General features: G+C 61.8%; 16 protein-coding genes. 8 read left to right on the top strand and 8 right to left on the bottom strand.

Annotation, left to right across the window (positions count from 1 at the left end):
- The first annotated feature begins 37 nt into the window (after positions 1-37).
- Both HF682_RS13000 and HF682_RS12995 read left to right on the top strand, forming a co-directional pair.
- On the top strand, positions 38-373 hold the full coding sequence (locus HF682_RS13000) for a cupredoxin domain-containing protein (protein ID WP_168877753.1): 336 nt from the start codon (positions 38-40) through the stop codon (positions 371-373).
- Positions 374-428: 55 nt separating this feature from the next.
- Positions 429-1,286 (top strand): FTR1 family iron permease, encoded by an 858-nt coding sequence (locus tag HF682_RS12995; protein WP_168877752.1) that lies wholly within the window; start codon positions 429-431, stop codon positions 1,284-1,286.
- Between the two features lie 52 nt (positions 1,287-1,338).
- On the opposite strand, the gene HF682_RS12990 is transcribed toward HF682_RS12995, so the two are convergent.
- Positions 1,339-1,926 (bottom strand): LexA family protein, encoded by a 588-nt coding sequence (locus HF682_RS12990; RefSeq protein WP_168877751.1) that lies wholly within the window; start codon positions 1,924-1,926, stop codon positions 1,339-1,341.
- A 125-nt stretch (positions 1,927-2,051) separates the two neighbouring features.
- On the opposite strand from HF682_RS12990, the gene HF682_RS12985 reads away from it, so the two are divergent.
- Together HF682_RS12985 and trhP are read left to right on the top strand one after the other, a co-directional pair.
- Positions 2,052-2,894 (top strand): hypothetical protein, encoded by an 843-nt coding sequence (locus tag HF682_RS12985; protein WP_168877750.1) that lies wholly within the window; start codon positions 2,052-2,054, stop codon positions 2,892-2,894.
- A gap of 58 nt (positions 2,895-2,952) precedes the next feature.
- Entirely contained in the window at positions 2,953-4,317 is a 1,365-nt protein-coding gene (gene trhP / locus HF682_RS12980; protein ID WP_168877749.1) for a prephenate-dependent tRNA uridine(34) hydroxylase TrhP, read from the top strand.
- A gap of 54 nt (positions 4,318-4,371) precedes the next feature.
- On the opposite strand, the gene HF682_RS12975 is transcribed toward trhP, so the two are convergent.
- Entirely contained in the window at positions 4,372-9,954 is a 5,583-nt protein-coding gene (locus tag HF682_RS12975) for a non-ribosomal peptide synthetase (protein WP_168877748.1), read from the bottom strand.
- A 227-nt stretch (positions 9,955-10,181) separates the two neighbouring features.
- On the opposite strand from HF682_RS12975, the gene HF682_RS12970 reads away from it, so the two are divergent.
- Positions 10,182-10,871 (top strand): pirin family protein, encoded by a 690-nt coding sequence (locus HF682_RS12970; protein WP_168877747.1) that lies wholly within the window; start codon positions 10,182-10,184, stop codon positions 10,869-10,871.
- 7 nt (positions 10,872-10,878) lie between these two features.
- Here the strand turns inward: HF682_RS12970 and HF682_RS12965 are convergent, their stop codons facing one another.
- The 5 genes from HF682_RS12965 to HF682_RS12945 form a co-directional block, all read right to left on the bottom strand.
- Entirely contained in the window at positions 10,879-11,676 is a 798-nt protein-coding gene (locus HF682_RS12965) for a GNAT family N-acetyltransferase (protein WP_168877746.1), read from the bottom strand.
- Between the two features lie 98 nt (positions 11,677-11,774).
- Positions 11,775-13,004, bottom strand: a complete 1,230-nt coding sequence (gene glcF / locus HF682_RS12960) for a glycolate oxidase subunit GlcF (RefSeq protein WP_168877745.1) — start codon at positions 13,002-13,004, stop codon at positions 11,775-11,777.
- Positions 13,005-13,011: 7 nt separating this feature from the next.
- Positions 13,012-14,067, bottom strand: a complete 1,056-nt coding sequence (gene glcE / locus HF682_RS12955) for a glycolate oxidase subunit GlcE (protein ID WP_168877744.1) — start codon at positions 14,065-14,067, stop codon at positions 13,012-13,014.
- A gap of 2 nt (positions 14,068-14,069) precedes the next feature.
- Positions 14,070-15,533: an FAD-linked oxidase C-terminal domain-containing protein gene (locus HF682_RS12950; RefSeq protein ID WP_168877743.1), complete on the bottom strand. Its 1,464-nt coding sequence runs from the start codon at positions 15,531-15,533 to the stop codon at positions 14,070-14,072.
- An 82-nt stretch (positions 15,534-15,615) separates the two neighbouring features.
- Positions 15,616-15,816, bottom strand: a complete 201-nt coding sequence (locus HF682_RS12945) for a DUF2061 domain-containing protein (RefSeq protein ID WP_168877742.1) — start codon at positions 15,814-15,816, stop codon at positions 15,616-15,618.
- Positions 15,817-15,904: 88 nt separating this feature from the next.
- Here HF682_RS12945 and HF682_RS12940 point away from each other — a divergent pair, with 88 nt between their 5' ends.
- From HF682_RS12940 to HF682_RS12930, 3 genes are all read left to right on the top strand, one after another.
- Positions 15,905-16,501 carry a DUF1287 domain-containing protein gene (locus HF682_RS12940; protein ID WP_168877741.1) on the top strand — a complete coding sequence of 199 codons (597 nt, stop codon included), beginning with the start codon at positions 15,905-15,907 and terminating at the stop codon, positions 16,499-16,501.
- Between the two features lie 201 nt (positions 16,502-16,702).
- Entirely contained in the window at positions 16,703-18,487 is a 1,785-nt protein-coding gene (locus HF682_RS12935; protein ID WP_168877740.1) for an ABCB family ABC transporter ATP-binding protein/permease, read from the top strand.
- 85 nt (positions 18,488-18,572) lie between these two features.
- On the top strand, positions 18,573-19,586 hold the full coding sequence (locus tag HF682_RS12930; RefSeq protein WP_168877739.1) for a serine hydrolase: 1,014 nt from the start codon (positions 18,573-18,575) through the stop codon (positions 19,584-19,586).
- 199 nt (positions 19,587-19,785) lie between these two features.
- Here the strand turns inward: HF682_RS12930 and HF682_RS12925 are convergent, their stop codons facing one another.
- The gene (locus HF682_RS12925) at positions 19,786-20,091 is read right to left on the bottom strand and encodes an STAS domain-containing protein (protein ID WP_168877738.1); all 306 of its coding nucleotides are present in this window, start codon (positions 20,089-20,091) and stop codon (positions 19,786-19,788) included.
- Positions 20,092-20,122: the final 31 nt, after the last annotated feature.

Below are 20,122 nucleotides of genomic sequence, written 5' to 3'. Positions count from 1 at the left end.
GCTTTTTCGGTTTTTCAATGTGATCAGGAGTGGCTTCATGTTGGTCAAGCGTTTTGCAGTGGTGGGTGCTTTGCTGTTGTCGGTGGGGGTTGCCCAGGCCGAAGACTTGTCGGTCAAAGTGGAGTTCAAGGATGGCGTGATGACGCCGCAAAAGCTGGAAGTACCGGCTGGCAAGCCCTTCGTGATTGAAGTGAGCAACACCGGTAAATCCGCTGCCGAATTCGAGAGCAAGACGCTGAAGCAGGAAAAAGTGGTTGCACCGGGCAAGACCGTGAAGCTGAAGGTCAAAGCCGTCAAGGCGGGCGAGTACAAGTTTGTGGACGAATTCCATGAAAACCTGCCGACTGCACAAGGCGTGATCATCGCCAAGTAAGGCAGTACACCGGGCCCGGTGCCCGGTGGTTTCAAATCAGCAGCGGGGCAGCCGTATGGATCAGGTTCTTTTCATCGTCTGGCGGGAAAGTGTGGAAGCGATGCTGGTGATCGGCATTCTCTACGCTTGGCTGCGGGGCAATCCCAATGCAGGCCAAGGCATGCGCTATCTGTGGGGTGGGGTGGCTGCCGGTCTGGGCTTTGCCTTTCTGCTGGGTGGCACCATCCTGCTGTTTGATGAAATGCTGCCGGAGGGGGCGCAGGATTACTTTCAGTTGGCCATGGTGCTGGTGGCGTCGGCCCTGATCGTACAGATGGTGCTGTGGATGAAGCGGCATGGTCGACACCTGAAGCGCACGCTGGAGCAGGGCATGCAGCAGAATGTAGACAACACCAATTGGTGGGGCATGCTGCTGCTGGTGGCCTTGGCGGTGGGCCGCGAGGGCAGCGAAACAGTCATTTTCCTCTACAGCTCCGGTGTGGCGCAGCAGGGCATGGCCTTGCTGCACTTCTGGCTGGCGGCTGCGACCGGGTTTGTGTTGGCACTGGTCACCTTCTGGCTGTTGCAGCTGGGTGGCAAAGTGTTTTCGTGGAGGCTGTTCTTCCGGGTCACAGAAAGCCTGCTGCTGCTGTTGGGCGCATCCATGCTGGTGACGGGTGTCGAGAAGATGATCGGGCTGGAATGGCTGCCTGCGCTGGTAGACCCATTGTGGGATAGCAGCGCCATGGTGCCGGATGATGGCCGTTTAGGCGGCTTGCTGTCGGGCTTGACCGGTTACCGTGCGCAACCGTCGCTGATGTTGCTGCTCTGCTACGCGGCATACTGGGCTGCAGTCTGGTTCCTGTTGCGCCGTGCGCAACGTGCCGCATCGGCCCCGCTGGCTGCCGCTGTGGCACAAGGTCAGCGCGCTTAGCGAATCACTTGATGCGAGCCCGGCAAATCTGGCCGGGCAAGGCTGATCAGCGTCAGCCCAGCTTGCGTACCAGACCGACCATGACCCCGAAAATTTCCAGGCTGGTGGTAGGCCGGATCACCGGGTAAGCCGGGTTGCCCGGCTTGAGGATGAACTGACCGTTTTCCTTGTCTAGGTATTTCAGCGTGAATTCGCCATCCACAATGGCGACCACAATGTCGCCCGGGCGGGCGGCGTGGCGCTTCTCCACCACCGCCAGATCGCCGTCCTGTATGTGGGCGTCGATCATGGAGTCGCCCCGCACCGTGATCAGGATGGTTTCTGCCGGGTTGTCGATCAGGTAGTCATCAATGGTGATGGCGTCGCGCATGCCATCATTAGCCAGGCTGGGCAAGCCTGCACGCACCACGTCTTCCATCAGCGGGCGGGCAAAAAAACGTTTGGTCGGCGCCAGCCGTTTGTCCGGCGTCATCTCCAGAAAATTTTGCAGCTGCAGCCGCTTGACCAGCGCAGAAACGGCCGATTTGGAGGCCAGTCCCAGCATTTGCCCCATCACGGCAAAGGAGGGCAGCGAGCGGTAGTCCGCATAATAACCCTGCAGCTTGGCCAGATACTCATGATCACGGTTCGGTGGGGGCATCGCCACTCCTTGGATAAACAAGAACGTTCGTTCCATATCATACTGCCGGGATGCGCCAGACGCAAGCTCGGGAACGTTTTACGGCGTATCCAGTCCTGTCGTAGATGGGGTTCAAAGGAGCATTCATGCGCAGTCTCTGGAAAGGGTTGATCATGCTCGGGGTGATGTCTTCAGCCGTGGCCGGTGAGCTTGGCTATGTACTGCAGCGGGATGCTTGCCCGGCATACCAGTGCAAAATGACGCTGCTGCGTTTGCGGCAAGGCAAACCGGAGGCGCATGCCCGGATTGATTGGCGTGTTCCGGCGTTACCAGGTGAGCCTGCGTGGTCCACATTTAAGCTGACAGCCGCTGTCGAGGCGCAAACTGCTTCGCTCCCCCAATGGCTGCTGGCACAGGATAAACAGCACGCGGTCAAGATCGGCTTGCAGACCTGGCCCGGCCAGCATGGCGGCGCATTGCTGACACTACGTTTCCTGGGGCAGCCTGCGAAAACCGTGGTGCAATGGTATGACGGTCCACCAGGCGTACTGGACTTGCAGGGACAGCTGGAAGTATCCGATGAGCCAGACCGTGCCTACAGGGTAGAGGTGCAGCCTCGCCGCCATCGGGACGGGCAATGGCACCTGGTGCAGGCTCGCTTTAGCCGTCCCCACGGGCAGCCCGTCTGGCAAGATTTGGCACTCTGGGAATGGCAACCGCAGCACGCGGAGCCATGGCGGCCGATTGCAGATGCGGGCTGGGGCGTGGTGTGGGCGGAGCGAGCTGCAGCTCCGGCCTTGGCTGAAGGCGTGCTGGTTGAGGGGCGGCTGCTGCAAGCGGCTGCTGCGGGGCATCAATACTTACGCTGGGCTGCTGATGCGGAGGCTGCACGCCGTTTGCAGATGCAACTGCAAGCGCTGATGCCAGCCGTGACCTTGCAGCGCATGCCTCTCATGAAGGGAACGGTAAAGGGTGCAGGAAGTTACTGATTCTTTTCTGTTTTTTCGTTAGAATAACGCCCCTTCACCACGCAATCCGGACCTCATCATGTTACGTGCCCCCGAACTGTTGCTGCCTGCGGGCTCTCTCGACAAGATGCACGCTGCTTTCGATTTTGGCGCGGACGCCGTGTACGCCGGTCAGCCGCGCTACAGCCTGCGGGCGCGCAATAACGAATTCTCCACGCTGGAGGTATTGCAGGCCGGTATCGAAGGGGCGCATGCGCGCGGCAAGCAATTCTTTGTGGCCAGCAACATTTTTGCCCATAACGCCAAGCTCAAGACCTATCTGCACGACATGGCGCCGGTGGTGGCGATGAAGCCGGATGCGCTGATCATGGCCGATCCTGGCCTGATCATGCTGGTACGTGAGAAATGGCCTGAGGTGCCGATTCACCTGTCGGTGCAGGCCAATGCGGTCAACTGGGCGGATGTGAAGTTCTGGAAGTCTGTTGGCCTCACCCGGGTGATCCTTTCGCGCGAGCTGTCGCTGGATGAGGTGGAAGAAATCCGCCAAACCTGCCCGGACATGGAGCTGGAAGTATTCGTGCATGGGGCACTGTGCATCGCCTATTCAGGGCGCTGCTTGCTGTCGGGCTACTTTAACCATCGCGACCCGAACCAGGGCACCTGCACCAACTCCTGCCGCTGGGATTACAAGGTGCAGAACGCCAATGAAGATGCCAGTGGCGACCTCGCCCGCATCCCGGTGGAAACCCTGCGGTTCAACTACCAGCAGGCGCTGGAAGAAGCCAATCAGTCCTTCTCGGCACTGGGCCAGCAGGCCCGCCACCCGCTGGCAGATCGTCCCTATTTTCTCGAGGAAAAAGAGCGGCCCGGTGAACTGCTGCCGATCTTTGAGGACGAGCACGGCACCTACATCATGAACAGCAAGGACCTGCGTGCCGTGCAGCACGTCGAGAGGCTGGCCCGCATCGGCGTGGATTCGCTCAAGGTGGAAGGGCGCACCAAATCGCTGTACTACGTGGCGCGCACCGCGCAGGTGTACCGACAGGCGATTGACGATGCGGTGGCGGGCCGTCCCTTCAACCCGGCATTGCTGGGTGAACTGGAAGGCTTGGCCAACCGTGGCTATACCGATGGTTTCTACCAGCGCCACCACACCCAGGAATACCAGAACTACCTCGCCGGGGTGTCGGAAGCGCATCGCAGCCAGTACGTCGGTGATGTCCGTCAGGTACAGGATGGCTGGGCCGAGGTGGTGGTGAAAAACCGCTTTGCAGTGGGCGACCGGCTAGAGGTGATCCACCCCAGCGGCAATCATCTGGTAGAGGTGCAGACCATGCGCGGGCTGGACGGGGCCCCGGTTGAAGTGGCTTCGGGCAGTGGTCACATCGTGCAGATTCCACTGGCGGCCGGGCTGGACAAGGCACTGTTGGCCCGCCTGTTGTAAAGCCCCGTGCCCCCTCTGCTACAGAGAGGGCACGGCAGGGTTCCCGCAGTCGGCTTAGTTCACCTTGTCCAGCAGGGCGGCGATCTCCTCATCCGACAAATGAGACAGTTCCGCCAGGATGGCGGCGGCCTCATCCTCTTCCGATACCTGTTGCTGCTCAAGCCACAGGGCCAGTTCCGCCAGTGTCGGGTGCTCAAACAGGGTGCGCAGGTTGAGGCTCAGCCCCAGTTCCGCTTCGATTTGAGCGATCAGCTTCATGGCCAGCAGGGAATGCCCGCCTGCGGTGAAGAAGTTGTCCTGGAGGCCAACCGGGCGCCCTAGTGCGTGTTGCCACAGTGGCTGCAGCCGTATTTCCATCTCGCTGCACGGCGATGTGGCCTCTCCCCGGTCCGGTTCTGGCCAGGGGAGTTGCAACAGGGCGCGGCGATCCACTTTGCCTTGCGCCGTCAGCGGTAATTGCGGCACTACCAGAAAAGAACTCGGCACCATGTAAGCGGGCAAGGCTTGCTGCAGCTGCTGCTTCACCAGGCTGACCTCCGCGTGCCCTTCCAGGCAGGCAACCAGCATCGGCTCACCCTGTTGCTCCCGAATGAAGGCGACACATGCCCTGACACCCGGACAACGCTGCAGTGCGGCCTCCACTTCACCCGGCTCGATGCGGAACCCTCTGAGTTTCAGCTGTTGATCCAGGCGCCCGAGGAAGTCCAGCTCGCCATCGGCTCGCCAGCGAACCCGGTCTCCGGTGCGATACATGCGCTGGCCGGGCAGGTAGGGGTCGGGCAGAAAACGTGATGCTGTCAGCTCGGGCTGGTTCAGATAGCCTTGCGCCACACAGGGCCCACTGATGTAGAGCTCGCCTGCCACACCCACCGGCACCGGCTGGCCGGACAGGTCCAGCACATGCAGCGGGCTGTTGGCGAGCGGGCGACCAATGGCGTGCCAGTTGCTGCCATCCGGTCGGGGTTCACACAGCGTGGCGTTGATGGTGGTCTCCGTGGGGCCATAGGCATTGAGCAGCCGAGGCAGGGGCTGAGGGCGTGCAAACCAGGCTTGCAAGGCCACCGGGCTGACGGCTTCGCCGCCAATCAGGATCAGGCGCAGGCTGGGTGGCAGGCTGAGCGAGGCCTCCTGTGCCAGTGTGGACCAGAATGCAGTGGGCAAGTCTGCCACGGTGATTGCTGCCTGGCTGGCCGCGCTGACCCAACGCGGCAGACTATCCATCCAGGCCTCTTCGCGTAGCACCAGGCAGGCCCCTGCCGACCATGCCATGAAGATTTCGCCCACCGAGACATCGAAGGTCAAGGCTGCGCTTTGCAGTACCCGGTCCGCTGTGCTGAGCGTGTAATGTGCCTGCAGAGCGGCCAGCTGGTGCAGGACCTGCTGGTGTCCGACCATGACCCCCTTCGGTGTACCGGTCGAGCCCGAGGTGTAGAGGCAATAGGCCAACCCGGCCTGATCCAGCGCCAGCGGGCGGCTGTCCTGACCGGGCAGCGCCGCCTGCCATGCAGCAAGCGGGAGCTGCCGGACTGAGCACTGTCGCAAGGCGTCAACCCCCAGCAGCAAGACCGCCGCACTGTCGTGCAAGACCGCCTGCTGGCGTTCGGCAGGCCAGGCCGGGTCGATGGGCACATAGGCAGCGCCGGCTTTCAGGATGCCCAGCAGGGCTATCAGTTGCCACGGGGAGCGGGGCAGACAAAGGGCAATACGGCTATCCGCTACCTGCGTGTGAGGCTTCAAGAGCCGTGCCAGCTGATTGCTCTTCGCTTCCAGCTCGGCATAACTCAGGGTGTGCGCGCCGTGTTGCACAGCACACGCCTGGGGAGTGTTGCGGGCGTGACGTGCCAAGGCCGCAGCCAGATGCATATCTTGCACGGCAACCGGTTGCGGTCGCCCCAGTTGCATGGTGGCCGCCTGCAGGGCAGCATCCTGCAAGGGCAGCTGGCCGATTGCACATTGCCGGTTCACCACCACCGCCTCAAGCAGGCAGAAGTAGCTGTTTATCATGCGACGAATGGTGGCATCGTCAAACAGGGCTGTCTGGTACTCCCAGATCAGGGTGATGGCCTCTTGCGTGGTACCCCGTTGCTGTTCCACTCTCGGGATGGCGACCACATCGAGCGCGAACTTGGCGGAGCCATTATTGATGGCCTCTTCGATGTCGACTTCCAGGCTACCCCACTGGCGGTCTGGCATCGGAGCATCATGGAAGCTGAACAAGGTCTGGCAAACCGGGGCATGGCTGAGGCTACGCACCGGCGACAGTGCTTCCACCACCCGATCAAAGGGCAATTCCTGATGGGCAAACCCTTGCAGGGTTTGCTCACGTACTTGTTGCAGCAAACCGGTGAAAGACTGGTCTGGGCTAAGCTGATTGCGCAGGGCAATGGTATTGACCAGCATGCCCATCATGCCCTCGCTGGCTTTGAGCTGCCGGTTGGCGACGGCGGTACCTACGCAGAGATCATCACTGCCGGTCAGCCGATGCAGGAGGACCACATAGGCGGCATACAGGCCGACAAACAGGGTAACGCCCTCCTGCTGGCAAAGCTGACGCATGGCATTGGCCAGTCTGGCAGGTAGCTCTACCCGCTGGGCCGTGCCCTGGAACCGTTGTACGGGCGGTGCAGGCCGATCGGTCGGCAGTTCCAGCAGGGGAGGTGCGCCCCGCAGCAGTTGTACCCAGTAGTCCAGCTGGGCTTGGGCATGCGGGGTGTTCAACCAGTTGCGTTGCCAGTGCACATAGTCAATGTACTGAGCGCTGACAGGTGGCAACTGTGGTGCCTTGCCGGTACTTCGGGCCAGATAGCAGGCACGCAGCTCATTCAGGAAAATACCGAATGACCAGCCGTCATGGACAAAATGGTGCTCGACATGCAGCAGCACATGCCGCTCTTCGGCCAGCCTGAACAGATACCAGTAGGCCAGGGGCAGCTGGTCCAGCTGGAAGCGCTGGCGGACTCGCTGCTCGATTTCCTGTTTCAGCCGAACCTGCTGCTCATCAGCCGCCAGCATGCTCAGATCGAGCAGCGGCAACGGTACCTGCCACGCTGGGGCTACACGCTGGACTGGCTCGCCCCGTCCGCTGTGAAATGTGGTCCGCAGGATGTCATGCCGCTCGACCAGATCGGACAAGGCCTGTGCCAGTGCATCCACCTGCAAGGGACCTTGCAGGTGGAACGCGGCCTGTGCGTTATAGGCCAGCAGGTCGGTATTCAGGGTCTCCAGAAACAGCACCCGCTCTTGCGATAGCGACAGTGGGTGATCGCCTTCCCGTGCGCAGGGGCGGATGTCTTCCAGTACAGGGCGATTGTGTTGCAGCCGCTCCAGGAGTTGTCGAACGCTGGGCCAGGCCAGTGTGTCGGCCACTGAGAGCTCGAAGCCCAGTTCATTGCGGATGCGCGCGGTAATCTGGGTGGCGCGCAGCGAGTGTCCACCCAGCGCATAGAAATCATCGTTCATGCCGATGGGTGCAATGTCGAGCACCGCCTCCCAGATGGCGGCCAGTTGCTTTTCCAGGACGGTTTCTGGCGCCACATACGGGGTGGTCAGCACCGGGCGGGAACGGCCGGGCGCGGGCAAGGCGGCGTGATCCACCTTGCCGTTTGGCGTGCGCGGCAAGTTGGGCAGCAGCACATAGGCCGTGGGCAACATGAAGGCGGGCAGTCGTGCCGCAAGCGCTGCCCGGATCCTGTCGCGGGTGGGGGCAGGGGTATCGGTGACCAGATAGGCGACCAGCTCCGGGGGGGCGCTGTCCTGCCGTACCACGACAGCCACTTGCCGGATAGCAGGCAGGCTGGACAGCGCTGCTTCAACTTCCGGCAACTCGACCCGATAACCTCGTACTTTGACCTGATGATCCTGCCGTCCCACAAACAGCAATACACCGTCTGCGCGTTGTCGCACCAGATCGCCGGTGCGGTAAAGGCGTGCACCGGGGCGAAAGGGGTGGTCGATGAAGCGGGCTGCAGTGAGTTCAGGCTGCTTGAGGTAGCCGAGTGCCAAGCCATCCCCGCCGACATACAGCTCGCCGGTCACGCCAGGCGGCAGCAGCTGTAGTTGTTCGTCCAGTACCAGGCACTCGGAATTGCCAATCGCTTTCCCGATCGGCAGGCTGCCTGCCGGCAAGGGCAGGGTAAGCCGGCAGGCCGTACTGGCGGTGGTGTTCTCGGCAGGGCCGTAGCCATTGACCAGTTGAGCGCCCGGCAGCGCTTCCAGAAAGCGCTGGGCATGGGCGCGGGACATGACCTCGCCCCCGGCAATCAGACGCTTGAGGCTGCCCAGTTTGGGCAGGTGCTGTTCCACCAGCTGGTGGAACAGGCCGGTGGAGCAGCCCAGATGGCTGACCTGCTCGCGAGCAATCACATCAGCCACACTTTCTGCCGTGATCTGTCCCGGTGGCATCCATTCCAGCCGTGCACCATTCAGCAGTGTGCCCCAGATTTCCCAGGTGGAGGCGTCAAACGCCATCGACGACGATTGCAGGCAGACTGCATCGGGCGGAAAGGGCCAACCGCTGCCCATGGCCAGTCGCAGTACACCCCGATGTGTGACCATGACCCCTTTGGGCACGCCTGTCGAGCCCGAGGTATAGATGCAGTAGGCGGGGTCTTCTGCCTGTGTCTGGCCATCCGGTACATGCAGAGGCTGTGCGGCACTGTGTGCAAGCAGCGACTCTACCTGCAGCACGGGGCAGGCCGGGGCTGGCATGCGTTCAGCCGTGGTGTGGTCCAGCAGCACCCAGGCGCACTCGGCAAAGGCCAGCATCCAGTCAAGTCGTTGTACCGGGTAGTCCGGGTCGAGCGGTACGTAGCAGGCCCCTGCTTTCAGAATGGCAAGCAAGCTGAGTGGCAGGGCCAGGCTGCGTTGCAGACAGACACCGATGCGCATGCCGGGCTGAATGCCGTGTTGCAACAGCTGGTGTGCCAGCTGGCTGGACTGCCTATTCAGTTCGCCATAGCTCAGTTGAGCACCCTGCTGGCTGACTGCAATGGCATCGGGCTGGCGCATGGCGACCTGATGAAATTGCTCAGCAAGATGACTGTCTCGTGGGTAAGGCAGGGCAGTCTGGTTCCATTGCACCAGCTGTGTGGTGCGCTGAGCTGGCGTCAACATCTCCAGCTGACCCACAGGTGCATCCGGCTGCGTCAAGGCAGCAGAGAGCAAGGTCCAGATCTGATCTGGCGCAGTACGCAGGAACGGGCCATCCAGCACGGAGGCATCACAGGTCAGCTCCAGAGCGAGTGGATCAAGGCTGAAACGCAAGCCCAAGGCCAGACCCTCCGGCAAGGGAGCGTCCAGGGTTGAGAGTTGCCAGTAGGCGGCCGTGTCTCTGGCGGCGTTTTCCGGCAGGCCTTGGTGTAGCAGGTACTGCAGGCTGTGCTGTGGGCTCAGCTGCAGGTGAACCACCCGCATTCCGTCCGGGTGTTGCCAGCGTACATGCTGCTGCTCAAAGTGGGTGCACCGTGCCATCCAGATCAGGCCCGCATACTGCAGTACCTGTGGCGCCCACTGTCCGGACGCTGCGCAGTAGCGCTGCAGCTGTGCTTGCAGCTCAGTGGGGGCGGGTGAAGTCCATTGCTGCACACGAGAAGTGGTGGCTGAGGTTTCAGCGCGTGGCAGTGCTGGCAGCAAGCGCATTGAGGCAGCATGGGGTGCTGATGGGGGCATGTCGTCCTCTGGGTATGGTTTTTTGCTGGAAATGCTACACGAATTGCATGGGCGTGGGAGTGGAAATTTTAGCCTTACCTAATTTTGATGGGATGTGTTTTTGTTATTCAGGTGTGCTGAATGATTCCAGCAAAACCTTTAGCTAACGCTGCACATGGAGATCTGCCTACCATGCCAGCAACAGCAGGAGGGGTGTCATGCAGTGGCGGCGTGCGGCAGAGCGGGGCAAAGCGGATCATGGCTGGCTGCAAAGCTGGCACAGCTTTTCCTTTGCGGGTTATTACGACCCGGCCTTCATGGGGTTTGGGCCTCTGCGGGTGATCAATGAGGACATCATTGCGCCTGGTGCGGGCTTTGCCACCCATGGTCACCGCGACATGGAAATCGTCACCTGGATGCTGTCGGGCCAGCTGAATCATCAAGACAGCATGGGCCATCAAGCCAGTCTGCGGCCTGGTGAATTGCAGTACATGAGTGCGGGCAGCGGGGTGGAACACAGCGAATATAACGGTTCCACGACAGCGCCAGCACATTTGCTGCAAATCTGGATTGAACCCTGGGTACGCGGTGAAGCGCCGCGCTATCAGCAAACCCATGTGGATGCAGCGGCGTTGGCGCAAAGCTGGGTATTGCTGCTGTCACCAGACGGCGCACTGGGGTCGATCTCGATCAAGCAGGATGCCCGTGTCTATGCCTTGCGCCTGAGCGGTGAGCAGCGCGGCATGGTGCCTGCCGGATGTCGCCGCTATCTGCATCTGGTACGCGGGCTGCTGCGGGCCAATGGGCAGCCCATGCAAGCGGGGGATGCCCTGATGCTGGACCCCGGTGATGTGCTGATGCTTGATCAGGCGGAGCAGGCCGAAGTCTTGCGCTTCGACCTGCCATGAAGCCGCGTCAGACGGGCGGCTTCTCTAGCGCATAAGCCAGCCGGGCCACCCGAAAACCAACCTTGCGGTAGAGCGCCTGCGCGCCTGCGGCATCCGCCACGATGACCAGCTGACGTACGGGGAAGTGCTGCCGGACATGATGCCCGGCATCATGTACCAGGCGGGCGGCAATCCCTTGGCGTTGCCAGTCCGGGTGGGTGCCGACATTCTGATAGCGGCCATAGCCTTCCGGGCTGACATAAATCCCCAGGGCAGCGACCAGCGTCTCGCCATGGAATGCACCGTAGTAGTGGCCGCGACCATCTGCAGCCATGCGCCGGTAGCGGGCGTGCTGCCGCAGCTTGAACTCACGGTAGGTGTCCTCGGCATGCTGTGGGCGGCGGTTGACGACGTCCAGCTCCAGTGCTGCCTGCCAGTCGGCATCGCTGTGCAGTGGGCGGACTTGCACATGTGTTGCCACGTCGTCAGGCAGGGTCGGCTCGGTGCAGCTTAACTCCTGCGCCACCACCAAGTGGTAGCCCTGATCGCATAACTGCGCCGCCTCGCCTGCTTCGCCCAACCAGGCAAACACCCGATGGCTTGAGCCGGGCTGGCGCTGGCTGATCAACGCTGCAAACCGCGCCTCCCACTGCGGAAAGCGGCTAAGCGTGGGGGGCTGCGGGAAGATCAGGTAATTGCCCCACCAGAAGGTAGGATTATCCGGGGTGAGGATGCACCAGCAATCGGGATGTGCTTCCACCTGCCCGCTGTAGCGGTGAAACAGCATGGCGGTGGCTTCAGACAGCGAGCTTTCCAGAGAGAACATAGGGTATTCCGATCAATCAGCTTGCCATGATGGCAGTGCAGCAGCCCCGGTGTCCAGTTGCAGGATTTTGGCTTGAAGCGGGTCAGTGGCTCAGGCACTCAGTCCCGCAATCGCTCCGCCAGCAGACTGATCCAGTGTCGTACCGGTGTGCGGGTTCCGGCTTGCAGGTGGCACTGGCAGCCGATATTGGCGGTGGCAATCACCGCGGCCTGCTCCGCGCGCAATGCGGCCAGCTTGCGCTCGCGCAGCTGGCCGGACAGAGCGGGCTGCAACAGGCTGTAACTGCCGGCTGAGCCACAGCAGAGGTGGCTTTCGGCGACCGGTGCAAGTTGCCAGCCCAGCCGGACCAGCAGGTCTTGCAGCAGCGGCGCCTTGCGCAAGCCGTGCTGCAAGGTGCAGGGCGTGTGCAGGGTTAGTGCAGGACCGGCGGGTTTCAGCTGTGGCAGCAGCGGCGTCAGGTGTTGGCTGACCACTTCGGACACATCGCAAGCCAGTGCGCTGATCCGGGCCGCCCTCAAGGCATAGTCGGCATCCTGCGCGAGCAGTACAGCATATTCATGTAGTTGCACACCACAACCACTGGCGGTGGTGATGATGGCGCTCGCACCCGCTTCTACCAGCGGCCACAGTCTGTCTACCATCCGTCGCATGTCATCCCTACCCGCGTCCTGATCGTTCAGATGCCAGGCCAGCGCCCCGCAACACCCTTCGCGCGGCACGGTGTGGACCTGCAGGCCCGCCGCCTGCAACACGCGCAATGTGGCCTCGTGGGTGTCCGGTGCCAGTGCAGCTTGCACACAGCCTTGCAGCACGATGACGCTGGGGGCATTGGCGGGCAGCGCCGGTGAGGCCCACGCGGGCAGGGTGCGGCGCGGGGGGATGCCTGCGGTGGCGGTACGAAACAGGGGGCGCAGGGTACGCCCCAGCCAGACGGCGGTACCAAACAGGGCACGCTGCCGCAAGCCAGTCTGCAACAAACGCCGGTATTGGCGATCACGCCAGCGGCGTAAGCCTTGCCGCTCCAGCAGACCGCGCCCGATGTCGGCCAGTTGACTGTATTGCACCCCGCTGGGGCAGGTGGTTTCACAGGCCCGGCAGGTCAGGCAGCGATCCAGATGCTGCTGCGTGGCCACGCTGGCCGCTTCACCTTCCAGCAGTTGCTTGATCAGATAGATACGGCCACGCGGGCTATCCAGTTCGTTGCCGGTCAGCTGGTAGGTGGGGCAGGTGGCGAGGCAGAAGCCGCAATGCACACAGCGGCGCAGGATTTGTTCAGCCTGCTGGCTTTCGGTGGACGGGAGGAGGTCGCTGCGCAAACGGGTCTGCATGATCGGCCTAGAGGGTCGGGTAAAACAAGCCGGGGTTGAATACGCCTGCAGGGTCGAACCGGGCTTTGATGCGTTGCTGCAGTGCCAGCAGAGGGGCAGGTAGCGGATCAAACACCTGTTGTGGTGCGCCTTCCGCGCGCCAGCACTGGCAATGGCCGCCGAGTGCCTGCACCCGTTGCCGGATGATCGCTTCGGCACTCAAGGGTGCTTTCAGCCAGCGCAGACCGCCGCCCCATTCCAGCAGCGTCAGGCCGGGCAGTGCCAAGGGGGGCGCAGTGGGCGGCACACTCAAGCGCCAGAGGGCTTCGCCGGTACTCAGGGTTTGACGGGCAAAGTGCTGCTCACGCAGCGCGGACCACGGAGGCGCCTCGTCTAGGCCGCCCCCCAGCAGGCGGTGGGCTGCTGTCACACTGGCCGAGTGGCCGGACAGGCGTATCCAGAGCTGGCCATCCTGCCAGGCGCTACCCGACAAGGGTAGCGGCTGCCCGGCCCACTGGTTCAGCCAGGTGATGGCTTCTTGCTCATGTGCGGCAAACACCAGCGTGCGTTCCTCCTCCGGCAGCGGCCACACGCGAAAGGTCAGCTCGGTGAGGACGCCGAGGCTGCCCCGGCTGCCTGCCAGCATGCGGCTGATATCGAAGCCCGCTACATTTTTCATGACCCGCCCGCCAAAACGCAGCAGCTCACCCCGCCCATCAATCAACTGCGCTCCCAGCAGTTGATCACGCACCGGCCCCCGGTAGACCCGCCGCGGCCCGGCACTGGCGGTGGCGACCATGCCGCCGACGGTGGCTTGCCCGTCATGCTCAGGCGGCTCATGCGCCAGCATCTGCTGGTGCTGCGCCAGATGGGCGTTCACCACAGCGATCGGGGTGCCCGCCCGCACGGTGATGACCAGTTCCGCCGGGTCGTGCTGGACAATGCCCTGATAGTCGCTGACCTGCAGTGTGTGGCCGGGGCCGGGGGCAGGCAGCTGCCCGGCATGACTGCCACCCCCACGGATGGCTAGCGGCTGGCCGGCATGACAGGCTTGGCGGATTTGTGCTTGCAGGGCATCCAGCATGATCAGAACCGGGGTAAGTCAGGAAAGGGCAGTTGCCCGCCATGCACATGCAAGCGGCCATGCTCGGCACACCGGTGCAGCTCCGGGATCGCCTTGCCGGGGTTGAGCAGGCCCTGCGGATCAAAAGCCTGCTTCAACTGGTGGAAGCTGCTCAGCTCTGCGCGGGAGAACTGCACGCACATGGACTGTATTTTTTCCACGCCCACACCATGCTCGCCGGTGATGGCGCCACCCAGCGCGACACAGGCTTCCAGAATGCGGGCGCCAAAGGCTTCGGTGCGTTCAAACTGGCCGGGCGCGTTGGCATCAAACAAGATCAGGGGGTGCAGGTTACCGTCCCCAGCGTGAAAGACGTTGATGCAAGGCAGTCCAAACTCGGCAGACAGGGCCTCGATTTCCTGCAAGATACGCCCCAGCTGTTGGCGCGGGATGCTGCCATCCATGCAGTAATAGTCCGGAGCCAGACGGGCTGCAGCCGGGAAAGCTGCCTTGCGTCCGGCCCACAGCTGCAGGCGCTCGGCCTCGCTGTCAGATACCGTGAGTTGTGACGCACCACGCTCCTGCAAGACGCGCTGCATACGCTCAATATCCCCCGCAACCTCCGCCTCGCTGCCATCGGCCTCAACCAGCAGCACGGCGGCGGCATCGGTGGGGTAGATCGGGCCGACCAGCGGGGTGACCGCCTGTACGGTCGCCCGGTCCATCATCTCTACGGCGGCCGGGATAAGGCCGCTGGCAATCAGCTGCGCCACGGCATCGGCCGCCCGGTCCACCGTCGGAAAGGCTGCCATGATGACCCTGGCCAGCGGTGGTTTGGGGAGCAAGCGCACGGTGACTTCAGTGATAAAGCCCAGCAGGCCTTCGCTGCCAGTCAGCAGCGGCAGCAGGTCCAGCCCCGGTGCGTCGGGCGCCGTGCCACCCAGGCTGAGGACTTCACCCTCCATGGTGACCACCCGCAAGGCCAGCAGATTGTGGACGGTCAGTCCGTATTTGAGGCAATGCACGCCGCCCGCATTCTCGGCCACATTGCCGCCAATGCTGCAGGCAATCTGGCTGGACGGGTCGGGCGCGTAGTACAGGCCATGCGGCGCAGCGGCTTCCGAGATGGCCAGATTGCGAACGCCGGGCTGCAGCCGGGCGGTACGCGCCAGCGGGTCGAGTTCCAGCAGGCGGTTCATGCGGGAGAGCGACAGCAGGACGCCACCGGCCACCGGCAAGGCTCCGCCGGAGAGGCCGGTACCCGCACCGCGGGCGACCACCGGAACACGATACTGGCGGCATAGCGCCAGCGTGTGCAGCAGTTGCGCTTCATCCGCGGGCAAGACGACGGCCAGGGGCAATTGCTGATAAGCCGACAAGGCGTCGCATTCGAAAACGCGCATCCGCTCACGATCCACTACCCGAGCGTCAACCGGCAGGCTGGCGGCCAGATCATGCAGGAACAGGTCAGTGGTCAGGGCTGGCATGGTGGGCGGGTGATTTCCAATGCAGCCAGCTTGCGCCGGTCTGACGCGCCGGACAAGCTGGGGAAAACCCGCAATGCCTGGCTCAGGGTGTCATCGCGGTCGACGGGCTGGCGGGATGAACTTTACGATCCCATGCCCGATCAAAAAAATAATGTACCACGGTGTTGACGGCGGGTTCGACAAAGGTCACCGCACCGCTGACCGCCAGATTGCCGGTCAGTGCATAGGTCACCCCGAAAGCGGTACCGATGTGGACCAGCCCAAAAGCTGCACTTTTGGCCATGATGGTGCTCCTGTGTCGATCTTGGTGCTAATTGTGCGCGCAGTGCCTTTATTGGTAAATTTGATTGTATTTATGAGATAAATAGCCAATGGCTAAATTGACGGTAATCCGCTGGGTGGTGGCTGCTTGCCTGAGCTGGGGTCTGGCATGCCATTCCACGGCAGCCAGCCCGGCGCTGGTGCAGGCGGCCCGTGCGCAAGTGGGCAAGACCCTGATCTATGATCCGCGCTATCAGTCCTTGACGTACCCCAATGGTGATGTGCCGATCCTGCAGGGGGTATGTACGGACGTGGTGATCCGTGCGCTACGGCACGCTTACAAGGTTGACCTGCAGCAGCAGGTACATGAAGATATGCGTCAACGCTGGGCGACGTATCCCAAGCTCTGGGGCAGCAACGGCCCCGATGCCAATATCGACCACCGCCGGGTACCCAATCTGCAGGTGTTTTTCCAGCACAAGGGCATGGCCCTGCCGGTGGGTGAGCAGAATGCGGACTATCAGGCCGGGGATATCGTGACGGTACGTCTGGCCAATGGCCGCCCGCACATCATGCTGGTCAGTGACCGCAAGTCTGCCAGTGGCCGTCCCTTGGTGATCCACAACATCGGCTTTGGCGCGCGTGAAGAAGACTATCTGTTTCAGGACACCATCACCGGCCATTACCGCTGGCGGCTGGCGCGCTGAGCTTGCCGCACGTTTATTTCTGACGTGGCCAGGTCCACCAGACAATCCCGACCAGTAAACCCACCGCAATTGCGGCCTCCAGCAGCAGCCAGCCCATCCTGTATCCCTTTTTTGTGCAGGTTTGCCTTGCAGGGCGCGCCGATGCCCCCATCTGCATGAGATCATACCCGATCTCCCGCCATGCTCCACTGGAAGCTCCACATGCGCATTTCCCATACTGGCCCCGCCCCGGCACGCCGTAACGACTGGCATACCCTGAAAACCCTGTTGCCTTACCTGTGGCAATACCGGGGCCGGGTGATGTTGGCCATGTTGTTCCTGCTGCTGGCCAAAGTCGCCAACGTGGCCGTGCCGTTGATGCTCAAGGCCGTGGTCGACCACTTCGAGCATGCTCCCGGCCAAGTAGCCTTGCTGATTCCGCTGGGTGCCATCATTGCTTATGGTTTGCTACGCTTTGCTTCCAGCAGCCTGGGGGAAATGCGTGACGCTGTGTTTGCCAAGGTGACACAGGGTGCGATCCGGCGCATTGCCTTGCAGGTGTTTGAACACCTGCACCGCCTCTCATTGCGCTTTCATCTGGAGCGGCAAACCGGTGGCATGAGCCGGGACATTGAGCGTGGTACCCGTGGCATTGCCTTCCTGCTCAACTTCATGCTGTTCAACATCATCCCGACGCTGGTGGAAATCGTGCTGGTGGCTGGGGTGCTGCTCAGCCGTTACGACATCTGGTTCACCATTGTCACGTTTACCTCGCTGGCCATCTACATTGCCTTCACCCTGGGGGTGACCGAATGGCGCATGGTGTTCCGCCGCACCATGAACGACATGGATTCCAAGGCCAACAGCAAGGCCATTGACGCGCTGATCAACTATGAAACGGTGAAGTACTTTGGCAATGAAGCCTATGAGTCTCGCCGTTACGACCAGAACCTGCAGGTGTGGGAGCGGGCTGCCGTCAAGAATCAGGTGTCGCTGGCCTTCCTCAATGCCGGGCAGGCGCTGATCATTGCCACGGGCGTCACCGTGCTGATGTGGCTGGCCGCTCGCGGCGTGGTCAACAAGACCATGACGCTGGGGGATCTGGTATTGGTCAACGCCTTCATGATCCAGCTCTACATTCCGCTCAACTTTCTGGGCTTTGTCTACCGGGAAATCAAGCACTCCCTGGCCGATATGGAAAAAATGTTCGACCTGATGGGCGAGCCGCGCGAGGTGGAAGATGCGCCTGACGCGCGAGCCCTGAACAGCCGGGAGGTAACGGTCAGCTTCGAGCAAGTTGCCTTTGCCTATGAAGAAAAACGTCCCATTCTGCATGACGTGAGCTTCAGCATTCCTGCTGGGCGAACGGTAGCGGTGGTGGGTACCAGTGGCGCAGGCAAATCGACTCTCTCCCGCCTGCTATTCCGTTTCTATGATGTGCAGCAGGGGCGAGTTTGCATCAATGGCGAGGACATCCGTAGCCTGAGCCAGGAAAGCCTGCGCCGCCATATCGGCATCGTGCCGCAGGATACGGTGCTGTTCAACGACAGTATCTATTACAACATCGCCTATGGTCGCCCCGACGCCAGCCGGGAAGAGGTGATTGAGGCGGCGCGCGCCGCTCATATCCACGACTTTGTCAGCAGCTTGCCGGATGGCTATGACACGTTGGTGGGTGAGCGGGGCCTCAAGCTCTCGGGCGGCGAGAAGCAGCGAGTGGCGATTGCGCGCACCATCCTCAAGAATCCACCCATCCTAGTGCTGGATGAGGCTACTTCCGCACTGGATTCGCGTACTGAGCAGGCCATCCAGGAGGAGCTGCGGCAGATCGCCAGCAACCGTACCACCTTGATCGTGGCGCACCGGCTGTCCACCATCGTGCACGCAGATACCATTCTGGTGATGGAAGGCGGGCGCATCATCGAGCAGGGTACACACAGTGAATTGCTCGACCAATCAGGCACTTATGCGCGCATGTGGGCGCTGCAGCAGCAAGTTGAATCGTGATGTGTTACATAAAAATACTTGTATAAACCCTTCATTTTGTTTATTTTTATTGTATTGAGAATACTGAAATAGAGAGGGGCGAGCCATGGATGCACGCTTGACCTTCCCCCGATTGCTGCTGTTGGGCCTACTGGGTGGGGTGTTGACCCTGCCGGTCGCCGCACGTGATATCAAACCGGCCACTCGGCAGAAACCGGGTCACCGCGTCAGTGTGACCCTGCCGGGCAAGGCGCAGGCCGTCAGTCTGGACGCACGGCTGCCGACCGAGGCCATGGCCGAGAGCGAGGACACCCTGATCAGCTCGCTGGATGAGCTGCGCTCCTCCGCCGTACTGATCCAGCACGCCGATACTGGCGCAATCATTTATCAGCGCAACGCCAAAGTGCGGGTGCCCATTGCCTCGCTGACCAAGCTGATGACGGCGGTTGTGGTGCTGGATGCCCATCTGGCTCTGGATATGCCGGTGACGGTGGAAGAAGACGATGTCGACCAGTTGCGGCATAGCAGCTCACACCTGATGGTAGGGACCACCGCCAGCCGGGAAGACATGTTGCGGCTGGCACTGATGTCATCCGAAAACCGGGCGGCAGCGTTGCTGGCACGCACCTATCCGGGGGGTACCGAGGCCTTTGTGGCACGCATGAACCGCAAGGCACGCAGCCTGGGCATGGTGAACACCCACTTTGTGGATTCCAGCGGGCTGGGTAACGGCAATGTCTCCACGGCTGAGGATCTGGCCAAATTGGTAGACGCTGCCGCACGCTATCCGCTGATCCGCCAGTACACGACAACCGAGAGCTATGTGCTGAATCCGCTGGCGGGAGGCCGGGTGCGCCAGTTTGGCAACACCAACCCGCTGGTGCGCGACACGCAGTGGGACATCGACCTCAGCAAGACGGGGTTCACCAATGAGGCGGGCAAGTGTCTGGTGCTCAAAGCCCGTATCGACCGTACGCCAGTGGTGATGATTCTGCTGGATTCGGCTGGGCGCATGACCCGCGTAGGCGATGCGATCCGGGTCCGGCGTTGGCTAGAGCGTAATCCGGCTGCCCTGCATCAGAAAGTAGCACTGGTCAAACCGCAGGCACCGCGCAGCTAAGTGCTTCACCCCGAGGCAGGCGCGGTTTAGCGGCGGTCGTTGGCGGGCTGGGCGCGACGCAAGCCTGCCAACCATAGCAATGCTTGAATAAGATGCATAAGGCCTCCCGTAGTGGAGGCCTTATTGTATTTTAAATGAGAATTATTTTCAAATATACCACTGCCGGCACAGTCGTGCCCTCTGGCATCAGCTGCGTGCATCAGATCATCTGGAAGAGCTGCTGGAAATTCACCACCTGGAACACTTCCAGAACAAAGCCGGTGCAGTTGGACAGCACCACGCTCTTGCCACTGACCGCCGCTTTTTCCTTCAACAGCAACAACATGCCCAAGGCCGAGCTGTCGACATACTCCACCTGTGAGAAATCAATGGTCAGCTGTTTGCAATCAGCCAGTTCGAGCGGTGCCTGATAGGCTTCACGGAAATCACGGTGTGCACTGAAGTCAAAACGACCAGACAGGTGCAGGATGGCAGTATCGCCTTGGGTCTGAGCTTCGATATGCATGGGCGGCTCCGGGGGCATTGCAGATAATGTG

The organism is Leeia aquatica (assembly GCF_012641365.1).
In the GTDB taxonomy this organism is placed as follows: domain Bacteria; phylum Pseudomonadota; class Gammaproteobacteria; order Burkholderiales; family Leeiaceae; genus Leeia; species Leeia aquatica.
This window is presented reverse-complemented; position numbering and strand designations above follow the sequence as displayed.

What these genes read in the sequence shown, in the direction of transcription:
- HF682_RS12970 (WP_168877747.1), top strand. Translation starts at nt 10,182, where the DNA reads ATGCAGTGGCGGCGTGCGGCAGAGCGGGGCAAAGCGGATCATGGCTGG.
- trhP (WP_168877749.1), top strand. Translation starts at nt 2,953, where the DNA reads ATGTTACGTGCCCCCGAACTGTTGCTGCCTGCGGGCTCTCTCGACAAG.
- HF682_RS12950 (WP_168877743.1), bottom strand. Translation starts at nt 15,533, where the DNA reads ATGCCAGCCCTGACCACTGACCTGTTCCTGCATGATCTGGCCGCCAGC.
- HF682_RS12935 (WP_168877740.1), top strand. Translation starts at nt 16,703, where the DNA reads ATGCGCATTTCCCATACTGGCCCCGCCCCGGCACGCCGTAACGACTGG.
- glcF (WP_168877745.1), bottom strand. Translation starts at nt 13,004, where the DNA reads ATGCAGACCCGTTTGCGCAGCGACCTCCTCCCGTCCACCGAAAGCCAG.
- HF682_RS12930 (WP_168877739.1), top strand. Translation starts at nt 18,573, where the DNA reads ATGGATGCACGCTTGACCTTCCCCCGATTGCTGCTGTTGGGCCTACTG.
- HF682_RS12995 (WP_168877752.1), top strand. Translation starts at nt 429, where the DNA reads ATGGATCAGGTTCTTTTCATCGTCTGGCGGGAAAGTGTGGAAGCGATG.
- HF682_RS12925 (WP_168877738.1), bottom strand. Translation starts at nt 20,091, where the DNA reads ATGCATATCGAAGCTCAGACCCAAGGCGATACTGCCATCCTGCACCTG.
- HF682_RS12945 (WP_168877742.1), bottom strand. Translation starts at nt 15,816, where the DNA reads ATGGCCAAAAGTGCAGCTTTTGGGCTGGTCCACATCGGTACCGCTTTC.
- HF682_RS12940 (WP_168877741.1), top strand. Translation starts at nt 15,905, where the DNA reads ATGGCTAAATTGACGGTAATCCGCTGGGTGGTGGCTGCTTGCCTGAGC.
- HF682_RS13000 (WP_168877753.1), top strand. Translation starts at nt 38, where the DNA reads ATGTTGGTCAAGCGTTTTGCAGTGGTGGGTGCTTTGCTGTTGTCGGTG.
- glcE (WP_168877744.1), bottom strand. Translation starts at nt 14,067, where the DNA reads ATGCTGGATGCCCTGCAAGCACAAATCCGCCAAGCCTGTCATGCCGGC.
- HF682_RS12975 (WP_168877748.1), bottom strand. Translation starts at nt 9,954, where the DNA reads ATGCGCTTGCTGCCAGCACTGCCACGCGCTGAAACCTCAGCCACCACT.
- HF682_RS12985 (WP_168877750.1), top strand. Translation starts at nt 2,052, where the DNA reads ATGCGCAGTCTCTGGAAAGGGTTGATCATGCTCGGGGTGATGTCTTCA.
- HF682_RS12965 (WP_168877746.1), bottom strand. Translation starts at nt 11,676, where the DNA reads ATGTTCTCTCTGGAAAGCTCGCTGTCTGAAGCCACCGCCATGCTGTTT.
- HF682_RS12990 (WP_168877751.1), bottom strand. Translation starts at nt 1,926, where the DNA reads ATGCCCCCACCGAACCGTGATCATGAGTATCTGGCCAAGCTGCAGGGT.